This window comes from Collinsella aerofaciens (assembly GCF_041537385.1).
Lineage (GTDB): Bacteria > Actinomycetota > Coriobacteriia > Coriobacteriales > Coriobacteriaceae > Collinsella > Collinsella aerofaciens_BV.
This window is the reverse complement of record NZ_JBGORS010000008.1, coordinates 60371-70377: the sequence shown is the minus strand read 5'-3', so window position 1 is coordinate 70377 and position 10007 is coordinate 60371. Positions and strand designations below refer to the sequence as shown.

The 10007-nt window shown below is 59.8% G+C and carries 9 protein-coding genes; 1 reads left to right on the top strand and 8 read right to left on the bottom strand.

The window, feature by feature from the left end:
- Positions 1 to 95: 95 nt before the first annotated feature.
- From ACEG18_RS08935 to ACEG18_RS08925, 3 genes are all read right to left on the bottom strand, one after another.
- Complete coding sequence (locus tag ACEG18_RS08935) at positions 96 to 1496, bottom strand: phosphoglucomutase/phosphomannomutase family protein (RefSeq protein ID WP_372542392.1); 1401 nt, start codon at positions 1494 to 1496, stop codon at positions 96 to 98.
- Between the two features lie 156 nt (positions 1497 to 1652).
- Positions 1653 to 2546: a homocysteine S-methyltransferase family protein gene (locus ACEG18_RS08930; protein ID WP_372542390.1), complete on the bottom strand. Its 894-nt coding sequence runs from the start codon at positions 2544 to 2546 to the stop codon at positions 1653 to 1655.
- A 10-nt stretch (positions 2547 to 2556) separates the two neighbouring features.
- On the bottom strand, positions 2557 to 2979 hold the full coding sequence (locus ACEG18_RS08925) for a metal-dependent transcriptional regulator (protein ID WP_117564991.1): 423 nt from the start codon (positions 2977 to 2979) through the stop codon (positions 2557 to 2559).
- 120 nt (positions 2980 to 3099) lie between these two features.
- Here ACEG18_RS08925 and pepT point away from each other — a divergent pair, with 120 nt between their 5' ends.
- On the top strand, positions 3100 to 4347 hold the full coding sequence (pepT, locus tag ACEG18_RS08920; protein ID WP_316366040.1) for a peptidase T: 1248 nt from the start codon (positions 3100 to 3102) through the stop codon (positions 4345 to 4347).
- A 277-nt stretch (positions 4348 to 4624) separates the two neighbouring features.
- On the opposite strand, the gene ACEG18_RS08915 is transcribed toward pepT, so the two are convergent.
- From ACEG18_RS08915 to atpG, 5 genes are all read right to left on the bottom strand, one after another.
- Positions 4625 to 5860, bottom strand: a complete 1236-nt coding sequence (locus ACEG18_RS08915) for an LCP family protein (RefSeq protein ID WP_006235722.1) — start codon at positions 5858 to 5860, stop codon at positions 4625 to 4627.
- A 12-nt stretch (positions 5861 to 5872) separates the two neighbouring features.
- Positions 5873 to 7156 (bottom strand): UDP-N-acetylglucosamine 1-carboxyvinyltransferase, encoded by a 1284-nt coding sequence (gene murA / locus ACEG18_RS08910; protein WP_372542388.1) that lies wholly within the window; start codon positions 7154 to 7156, stop codon positions 5873 to 5875.
- 88 nt (positions 7157 to 7244) lie between these two features.
- The gene (gene atpC, locus ACEG18_RS08905; RefSeq protein ID WP_006235718.1) at positions 7245 to 7637 is read right to left on the bottom strand and encodes an ATP synthase F1 subunit epsilon; all 393 of its coding nucleotides are present in this window, start codon (positions 7635 to 7637) and stop codon (positions 7245 to 7247) included.
- Between the two features lie 3 nt (positions 7638 to 7640).
- Positions 7641 to 9095: a F0F1 ATP synthase subunit beta gene (gene atpD, locus ACEG18_RS08900; protein WP_006235717.1), complete on the bottom strand. Its 1455-nt coding sequence runs from the start codon at positions 9093 to 9095 to the stop codon at positions 7641 to 7643.
- Positions 9095 to 10003 carry an ATP synthase F1 subunit gamma gene (gene atpG / locus ACEG18_RS08895; protein WP_215693983.1) on the bottom strand — a complete coding sequence of 303 codons (909 nt, stop codon included), beginning with the start codon at positions 10001 to 10003 and terminating at the stop codon, positions 9095 to 9097. The genes atpD and atpG overlap by 1 nt, the downstream gene beginning before the upstream one ends.
- Positions 10004 to 10007: the final 4 nt, after the last annotated feature.

Genomic DNA, 10007 nt, shown 5'->3' with positions numbered 1-10007 from the left:
GTACACATTTCCTACACAGTTTGGGATCCGACTAACGTTTGCCAGCCGTTAACTACCGCTCGCCGAGCATCTCTTTATATAAGGCAGTCTCATGGTTAAAGCGGATACGTTCCCCTAGCTAAAGCACAGCCAGCATCGAGCAACTCATCACGTTCTTCCACCGAGAACCCCTCGGCGTAGATGCGCACCACTGGTTCGGTCCCGCTAGGACGGACCAGCAGCCACGTGTCATCCTCGAATGCTAAACGCAAGCCATCCATATGACTAACGTTTTGCGGCACCTTGCCACAAATCGACTTGGGGTTTACGCCCGGCAGCAGGGTTCGTAACGTTTCGGCATCTTCGGCCTCAAGGCGCAAATCGCGTCGACCGTAACTCGTCTTACCAAAACTGTCCTCGAGTTGGTCGACCAGAACGCCCAAAGGCGCGTCCGTCTTTGCCATAAGCTCACACAGAATCAGACAGGCGAGGATTCCATCGCGCTCGGGCATATGCGCGGCGATGCCGATACCACCGGCTTCTTCGCCGCCTATGAGGACGCCACCCTTCTTCATCTCTGCCGCTATATATTTGAAACCGACTGGTTTGACGGTCACGCGGCAGCCAAGCGCCTCGGCAATGCGACGCACGAGCGTCGAGCATGAAAGATTGACGACGACGCGCCCCTCCAAATTACGAAATTGAACCAAGTCGCCCAAAACGAGCGCCATGATCTGATGCGGATGTATATATCTGCCGCGCTCGTCAACCGCGCCGATACGGTCGGCGTCGCCGTCGGTCACCAGGCCAGCACAAGCTCCGTCCTTGATAACCGTGCGCTCGCAAGCATCCACCCAAGGCTCAACGGGGTCGGGGCAGATATCCTCTTGGTCAGACGCCTGCCCGGCGTGAATCTCGTGCACCTCAACGCCAAGCTCGCGCAGCAAGTCGGCTAGATAGCCCTGGGCTGCGCCGCCCATGGGGTCAACAACCACGCGCAGGTGCGCGGCGCGGATGGCTTCGGCATCGACAAACGATGCCGCCGCTTGCATATAGTCAGGAATGATATCCGCGGTGCGATATTGCCCCTCGATCCCCATTGGCTCGGGAGCCATGGTCTCTTCGAGCTCTTCGATGACATCCTGGTTGGCGGTCGAGCCGTCACCCATGCGAATCTTGAGACACAGATAACCCTGCGGATGATGGGACCCCGTCACCATGAGCGCGCCGCACGCCTCACCGTCATAAGCCGCCGCCCACGTAAGGGCAGGGGTCGGAACAGGTCGCGAAGCGAGCACGGCGTCTAGCCCGTGCGCTGCTAGCACACCCGCCGCAAGCTCAGCGAACTCGCGCGCCAGGGGCCGAGTGTCGAACCCTATATATGCCGTTTTGCCCGGATTGGTCTTTTGCCACAACTCGCCGACGGCATCGGCGATACGGGCAACGTTATCGGCAGTGAAGTCCTCATCGACGCGAGCGCGCCAACCGTCAGTTCCAAAATGAATTATCGCGCACACGCGCAGACACCTCACAGTGTTTGGATCATGGTACGCATGAGGTATACCCGCGATACACACTCGGCAACCTGCCGGCACCAGCATTCACCATTTGGGCAAATGCTGCCGAGGACATGCAGGCAATAAAAACCGCCCCGTATGGAGCGGTTTTGCCCTTTATATATCGAGCGCCTCGGCCATCGCTGCCGTAGTGATTGCCGTGGTTCCACAGCAACTGCCCACCATTGCGGCACCGGCATGCCTCCATTCGATGCATGCGCGCGCGAAAGCTTCGGGGCTCTCGTGCCATACGGGGCCATCCTGAGTCTGGACCGGATCGCCCACGTTGGGACGCACCGTGACGGGAGTAGTCGCCGATGCAACCATCCTGGGCACCGCCGCGTTCGCGGCCGCAAGCGAACAGCAATTAACACCAACCGAGTTTGCGCCGTGTTTTTCGGCGTACAAAACGGCTGCCTCGATGTTGAGGCCATCGCCCAGCAGGTCGCCTTTATCGTCAACGACAAAACTCACCAGAACAGGCATGCCGTCGGCGGCATCTCGGGCGCCGGCAAGCATGGGCTGCAGATTACGGATAGACGTCACCGTCTCGATCAGCAGACCGTCAACACCAGCATTGAGCAAGGCGTGCGCCTGTTCGCGCGCAATGCCGCGGATTTCACGATACTCGGCAGAGTCCTCGGCAAACCACTCAATACCGATCGGGCCCATCGAGCCCAGCAGCAGCTGAGGGTGCGCCTGGCGGGCATCGTCGACGGCCCCGCGATTGACCTCCGCCACGGACGGCGAAATCTGGTCGTGCTTGAGGGCATAGCTCGATGCCTGAAAGGTGTTGGTAATGAGCACCTGTGCGCCGGCGGCGACATACAAGCGATGGATACGAGAAACGGTCTGCGGCTCTGCCAGATTCCAAAACGCCGGTGGAATGTCGGCGGCATCGTACTCACTCAACAGAACACTGCCCATGGGGCCCTGCGCCAACAAGGTCTCGCTCGACAAGCGGCGCGCAAGTTCCTCGGCACCAAAGCGGTTGTAATAACTCGTATCCATATATATCCCGCTATTCCTCGACGCTGATTCCCTGCTTTTCGAGATAGGCGAGCCAGCGGTTCATCGTGTCCTCGGATAGCGCATGCTCCATCATGCAGGCCTCGGAATCGGCTCGCTCAAATTCGACACCGAGCTCCTGAACCAAAAACGTACGGATGAGGCGATGGCGGTACCAGATAGCCGTGCCAACCTCGCGGCCACGATCGGTCAGGATTACCTTGCCGTAGTGCGATTGCTCGACAAGCTCGGATGCCTTGAGCGCCGAAACCGCTTTATTGACCGATGCCTTGGAGACGCCAAGGCGCTGCGCGATGTCGACCGATCGCACGCCGTTGGTTTCCCCCTCTTCGCTTTCAATGCGAACCATGCACTCCAAGTAGTCTTCGTTCGCCACCGTCAGATGTAGTTCGCGCGAGCTATTTGTCGTATCCATGATCTTCCGTCCCTTCTGCATTCAATGGCTGATTCTACCCCATCCAAGCGTCGTGGTATGCCGTGGCATACCGTGCTAGAGTTCTTGTTGCACACGACGACCAAGATTGGAGCGGTCTTTATGGAAAACACCACCACGAGCCCCGATGTCCTCGAACGCTTTTTGCGCTACGTCCAGATCAACACGCAGTCCGAGGATGCAAACTGCGACCAGGTACCCTCGAGCGCCGTTCAGTTTGACCTTGCCAACGTGCTGGCTGAAGAGCTGCGCGAGCTTGGTGCGGAAGATGCCCACGTGACCGAGCACGCCTATGTCTGCGCGCATATCCCCGCAAGTGCGGGCGCTGAGGACAAGCCCGCCCTGGGCCTGATCGCCCATCTCGACACTACCGAAGTTGCACCGGGCGCCGGCGTGAAGCCGCACATCGTACACTACGAAGGCGGCGACCTGGTCTGCGGCACGGTTGACGGTAAGCCCGTTGCCATGAGTACCGCCAAGCTTCCCGCCCTGAACGACCTCGCGGGTGAGGACCTGGTCTGCAGCGATGGCACCACGCTGCTGGGCGCGGACGACAAGGCAGGCGTCGCCGAGATCATGTCGCTTGTCGCGCGTATCGCTCAGGACCCTTCTCTGCCCCATCCCGCACTCGGCATTTGCTTCTGCCCTGACGAGGAGATCGGCCACGGAGCCGAGCTGTTGGATATCGATACCTTTGGCTGCAAGTATGCCTACACGGTCGACGGCGGCCCCATCGGCGAGCTGGAGTGGGAGTGCTTTAACGCCGCCGAGGCGACCGTCCGCTTTGAGGGACAGTCCATCCACCCGGGCGACGCCAAGGGCCGTATGGTCAACGCGGGCAATCTGTTCTGCGACTTCAACGCGTTGCTCCCCTACGTGCAGCGCCCGGAGTATACGGAAGGCTACGAGGGCTTTTATCACCTTGAGGGTGTATCTGCGACCGTCGATCACGCCACGGCGCGCTATATCGTCCGTGATCACGATGCCGCCAAGTTCCAGCAGAAACTCGACCTTATTGATGCCGCCGCCTCGATGCTCAACCAGCGTCTGGGTGAGGAGCGCGTGACGGTCGAGATTAAGCAGCAGTATCGAAATATGGCCGAGATCGTTCGTGACTATCCCGAGCTCATTGATGTTGCCAAGGAAGCCTACCTTGCCTGCGGCGTTGAGCCCCAAGTGCTGCCGATTCGCGGCGGCACCGACGGCGCGCAGCTGTCATTCCGCGGTCTGCCCTGCCCCAACCTTTCCACCGGCGGCTATTGCTACCACGGCGTCAACGAGTTCGTCCCGGTCAGTTCGCTCGTCAAGATGACCGACGTGCTCCAGGAGCTCGTCGCCCGCTTTGCATAAGCCTGGCCGCTCAAGCCTAAAAGACAAACCGCCCCGTCCTCAACCGAGAACGGGGCGATTTTTTTGCTGCAATGAGAACAGGTTGACGCGCGCCAGCCTCTTGAAGCAAGGAGTGTCCCAAACTGCCGGCACATAAGGAACGTCCCCAAGTGCCAAGTGCATCAAGAGTGTCCCCTTTGACCAGTCGTTTAAGAACGTCCCCAATGACTAACGTCGCAGGTTGAGGACGGCCCGCGTAGCGTCAAGCGGTTACGCGGTTTGGTAAAACCGCGTAACTCTAGTAGTTGGCTTCGTAGCCGTTGCCGTCGCCGGTGGGCTCTTCGTAGTAGTCCGAATCGCTCGAATCGCTTGAGTCATCGGAATCGTCAGAGCTGACCGATGAGGTTGCGGTACCGTTTGCGTAATCGTCAGACGTGTTGTTGTTCAGGTCGCCGATCGTAGAGCTGGAACCGTCGGAAAGACCCATGGTGTTGGGACCCTTGGGATCCTTGCCAGCATCGACGCGCTCCATCATTTCCTTGAGCTCGTCCTCGTAGACAAAGACGTAGCTCACACCGTCGATCATGGTGCTGTCGTCGGCGTACGAGGGCAGGTTGGCCGAGTAGATACCGTCGACATCCATACCGCGCATGGCGTTGACCGTAGCCACGATATCCTGAACGCTCATATCGGTTACGAGCATATCGGACAGCGAATTAACCAGGCCAAAGATCTTCGTGGCATCGAAGTTATTGAGAATCTGGTTGGCAAGGGCGCCAAGCACCTGACGCTGGTGGCGCATGCGCGTGTAATCGCCGTCGGCATAGGTGTAGCGGCAGCGGGCATAGGTAAGGGCGGTGGCACCGTCCATATGCTGCTGGCCAGCGGTAATCTTAATATCCAGGTGCTCAGGGTCGTCAACATCATCGGTTGCGTTAATGTCGATACCGCCAACCGAATCAATCAGTGCCTGCATACCGTCGAAGCTGACCTCGGCATAGTGGGAAATCTGAACACCGCACAGCTCGTTGACCGCCTCGACCATGGCCTCGGCGCCGCCAACGGTATGGCAGGCGTTGATCTTCATGGTCTCGCCCTTGTACTCGACCTTGGTGTCGCGCGGAACGGAAATGAGCGTCGCCTGCTTTTGCGTGGGGTCGATGCGTGCCAGGATAATCGAGTCGGCACGATACGTATCCTCGCCCGGACGGCCGTCGGTACCAAGAAGCAGCACGTAGAACGGATCCTTTGCCTCATCGGTGTCAACCAGAACCCGACGCAGATTGTCGGTAATGACATTAGAATCGCCGAGCTTGCCCATAATGGTGGCAAACCACAGGCCGGCAGCGGTAGTGGCACTCAGCAGCACGCCAAGCACGACAATGAGCGCGACGTGACGAATCGTGTGGCTACGACGACGTTGACGAGCGCGCTCGGAATATCGAGCCACGTTATCGCGACTATAGATCTTGGCCTGCGCACCAGTTGAGGGTCTTCGGGCGGTGGTATCCGCGAGGGGCTTTTTATTAAACATAGGCAACCTGTATTAGTAGATGACGGGATCGGGGACGGTAGCATGCTCGACATGCGCGCCAAGCGTCTGCAGCTTTTCGACAAACTGCTCGTAGCCGCGCTTGATATGATGGATGGCCGAAACCTCGGTCGTCCCGTCGGCGATCAAGCCCGCTACGACGAGGGCCGCTCCGCCACGCAGATCGGGCGAGGTAACCTGTGCACCCGAGAAGCCCTTGACGCCATGAATCATGGCATGATGGCTCTCGATACGAATGTTGGCACCCATGCGCACCAGCTCAGAGGCAAACATAAAGCGATTCTCGAAGATGTTTTCGGTAATAACGGAACTGCCGTCGGCAAGGGCGGAGAGCACCATAATCTGCGCCTGCATGTCGGTCGGGAAACCGGGGAACGGAAGCGTCTGGATGTCGACCGGCTTGATACGCTCGGCACGGTTCACATGGACGCCATCCTCGACGCGCTCGCAGTCGATACCCATGAGCTCCATCTTCTTGAGCACCATGCCCAAGTGAATGGGGCAAAAGCCCGTGACATCGACACCGCGATCGTCGGCCATCAACGCACCGGCAACGATAAAGGTACCGGCCTCGATGCGGTCGCCCACCACACGATGGGTAACGGGATGGAGCTCTTCCACGCCTTCGATAGTCACGACGGGCGTACCGGCGCCAACAATCTTGGCGCCCATCTCGTTGAGCATGTTGGCGAGATCGACGATCTCGGGCTCGCGGGCGGCATTGTCGATAACCGTGGTACCCTTCGCGCGCACGGATGCCATAATGAGGTTCTCGGTCGCACCGACACTGGCGAACTCGAGCGTGACGGTGGTACCGCGCAGACCTTGGGGCGCATTAGCGTTGATGTAACCGTGGGCGGTATCAAACTCAACGCCCAGGGCCTCGAGACCCAGAATGTGCATATCGATCTTGCGAGCACCCAGGTTGCAGCCGCCCGGCATGGCAATCTTGGCGCGATGGAAGCGGCCCAGCAGGGGTCCCATGACGGCGGTGGAAGCACGCATCTTGGCAACGAGCTCGTAGGGGGCCTCCCAAGAATCGACCTGAGAGGTATCAATCTCGAGCGTGTGCTCGTCGAGAACATCGATCGTAGCGCCCATGCCCTTGAGCACCTTGCCCATCACGTGAACATCGGAAATATCGGGCACGTTCTGCAGCGTCGTCTTGCCCGGCGCCAGAAGCGTTGCCGCCATGAGTTTGAGCGCGGAGTTCTTGGCACCCGAGACGGGCACGGAACCTCCGATGGCGTGGCCACCCTCAACGCGGATAATATCCAAGGTCTACCCTTTCAAAAAGCATGCCCGGGGTGGCTGGGCCATCCCGGGCATGATGTGTTCGCAAATGGTCGAACGCTAAATCGTTTGACTATTGGGCAAGCTTGAGCTTACACCATGCGATTTCATTATAGAGGTAGGCGCGGCGTGCATCATCCTCCGACAAATTACCCAGCTTCTCTTCAAAACCTTGAATATCAGCTTTAAGCTTGTCGGCATCGACGGTCGCCAAATCGCAAGCGCGCTCGGCGAGAACGGTCACGACATCGTCCGCAACCTGGGCATAGCCGCCGGCCACGGCAAACGTGTGGTCGACAGTGCCCATGGCCTTATCGGAAACGCGAACGTAACCGCGGTCGATCGTGCAGATCTCGCTGGAGTGAGCAGGCAGAACACCAAACTCGCCATCCGTGGACGGAATCGACACAAACGCAGCGTCGCCCTCATAGGCGCAGCTAACGGGGCACACGATGCGGATACGCATAACCTACTTCTCCCCCATCTTGCGGGCGCGCTCGCGCACGTCCTCAATCGTGGAAGCATAGCGGAAAGCCTGCTCGGGCAGGTCATCGGCCTTGCCGTCGACAATCTCGGCGAAAGAGCGGACGGTATCCTCGACGCGGACGTAGACACCGGGGTTGCCGGTGAACTTCTCGGCGACGTGGAAGGACTGCGAGAGGAACTGCTGAATCTTACGGGCACGGTTGACCGTAAGGCGCTGCTCCTCGGACAGCTCGTCCATACCCAGAATGGCGATGATGTCCTGAAGGTCGGAGTACTCCTGCAGGAGCTCCTGGACCTTGACGGCGACACGGTAGTGCTCCTCGCCGACGATCGAGGGATCGAGAGCGTCGGAGGAAGACGCGAGCGGGTCGATAGCCGGGAACAGGCCGAGCGACGAAATGCTACGCGAAAGAACCGTGGTGGCGTCGAGGTGCGTAAACGTCGTGGCAGGCGCCGGGTCGGTCAGGTCGTCTGCGGGGACGTAGACAGCCTGGACGGAGGTAATGGAGCCCGTCTTGGTCGAGGTAATGCGCTCCTGGAGGTCGCCCATCTCGGTTGCCAGCGTGGGCTGGTAACCAACGGCGGACGGCATACGACCCAGCAGTGCGGAAACCTCGGAACCTGCCTGGGAGAAGCGGAAGATGTTGTCGATGAACAGCAGAACGTCCTGGCCACGATCACGGAAATACTCAGCGGTGGTAAGGCCGGCCAGACCGATGCGCAGACGCGCTCCGGGCGGCTCGTTCATCTGACCATAGACCAAGCAGGTCTTGTCGATAACGCCAGACTCGCTCATCTCGAGGAACAGGTCGGTGCCCTCGCGGGTACGCTCGCCGACGCCGGTAAACACCGAGGTGCCACCGTGCTCCTGGGCGAGGTTGTTGATGAGCTCCTGAATCAGAACGGTCTTGCCGACGCCGGCGCCGCCGAACAGGCCTGTCTTGCCGCCACGGATGTAGGGCTCGAGCAGGTCGACGGCCTTGATGCCGGTCTCGAAGATCTCGGTCTTGGTGGTGAGCTCGTCGAAACGGGGCGCTGCATGGTGGATGGGGTAGAACTCCTCCACCTCGGGCATGGGCTTGCCGTCGACGGGCTTGCCCATGACGTTCCAAATTCGGCCAAGCGTCTTGGGGCCAACGGGCATCTTCATGGGCTCACCGGTATCGGTGGCGATGAGGCCGCGCTGCAGGCCGTCGGTCGAGGACATGGCGACCGTGCGGACGACGCCGCCCGGAAGCTGGCTCTCGACCTCGAGGATCGTGCTCAGATGACCGATCGGGGTCTCGGCCTCGACCGTGAGCGCGTTGTAGATCGGGGGCACCGCGCCGTCAAACTTGACGTCGACGACAGGGCCGATGATTCGCACGATGCGACCATCACCGGCAGTCGTCTTCTTGGTGGCTTCCTCGACCGCAAGCTTTACGGTGTTATTAGCCATTACTGTTCCTCCAATGCTGAGGCTCCGCCGACGATCTCGTTAATCTCGGTCGTGATCGAAGCCTGGCGCACGCGACTATACGTGCGGGTAAGGGTCGAGATGATCGCGGTGGCGTTTTCCGTCGCGGAGTGCATGGCCTTGCGGCGTGCACCCTGCTCGGCAGCCGCCGAATCGATCAGGGCCTGGTAGATGACCGTCAGGATATAAGACGGCACAAGCTTGCCGAGAACATGCTCGGGAGAGGGCACGAACTCGAACGTGGACGAGATGCGCTTAGGGGCGTCGGTCTCGTTCTTACGCGGACCGTGGGCCATAGCGATCATCTCGGGGTCGAGCGGCAACAGATGCTCGACGCGAAGCTCCTGATCCACGCGGTTCTTGGCGTGGTGGTAGACAAGCTCGACACGGTCAAGCTCACCGGCACGATACGCATCGCAGATATGAGAGGAGATCATGCGGGCCTGATTGAAATCGGGCTCAGAGGAGTTGCCCTCAAAGTGCATGACAACGTTTGCGCGGTCACGGAAATACGTGGCCGGTTTACGCCCACACGCGATGATCTCGCACTCGATGCCGTCGTTCGCCCAAGAAGCGGCGAGCTTTTCGGCCGTGCGCTCCACCGTCGTATTGAAACCGCCGGCAAGGCCGCGGTCCGAGGCAATAACGACAATCAGGCCATGCTTGACGTTCTCATGCTTCTGCAGCATGGGATCGGTGCCCGAACAGGAGGCGTCGCCGGCGACCGTCAACATGACGTCGGTCAGCGCCTCCTTATAGGGCTCGGCCTGCTTGGAGCGATCGAGGGCACGACGGATCTTGGCCGTAGAGACCATCTCCATCGTGCGCGTGATCTGCTTGGTCGTGGTAACCGAGGAGATTCGCTTCTTAATGTCGCGAAGGTTGGCCATGGGG

Excerpts from the sequence above, each read along its gene's own strand:
- ACEG18_RS08930 (WP_372542390.1), bottom strand. The coding sequence starts at position 2,546 with ATGGATACGAGTTATTACAACCGCTTTGGTGCCGAGGAACTTGCGCGC.
- ACEG18_RS08925 (WP_117564991.1), bottom strand. The coding sequence starts at position 2,979 with ATGGATACGACAAATAGCTCGCGCGAACTACATCTGACGGTGGCGAAC.
- pepT (WP_316366040.1), top strand. The coding sequence starts at position 3,100 with ATGGAAAACACCACCACGAGCCCCGATGTCCTCGAACGCTTTTTGCGC.
- ACEG18_RS08915 (WP_006235722.1), bottom strand. The coding sequence starts at position 5,860 with ATGTTTAATAAAAAGCCCCTCGCGGATACCACCGCCCGAAGACCCTCA.
- atpC (WP_006235718.1), bottom strand. The coding sequence starts at position 7,637 with ATGCGTATCCGCATCGTGTGCCCCGTTAGCTGCGCCTATGAGGGCGAC.
- atpD (WP_006235717.1), bottom strand. The coding sequence starts at position 9,095 with ATGGCTAATAACACCGTAAAGCTTGCGGTCGAGGAAGCCACCAAGAAG.
- atpG (WP_215693983.1), bottom strand. The coding sequence starts at position 10,003 with ATGGCCAACCTTCGCGACATTAAGAAGCGAATCTCCTCGGTTACCACG.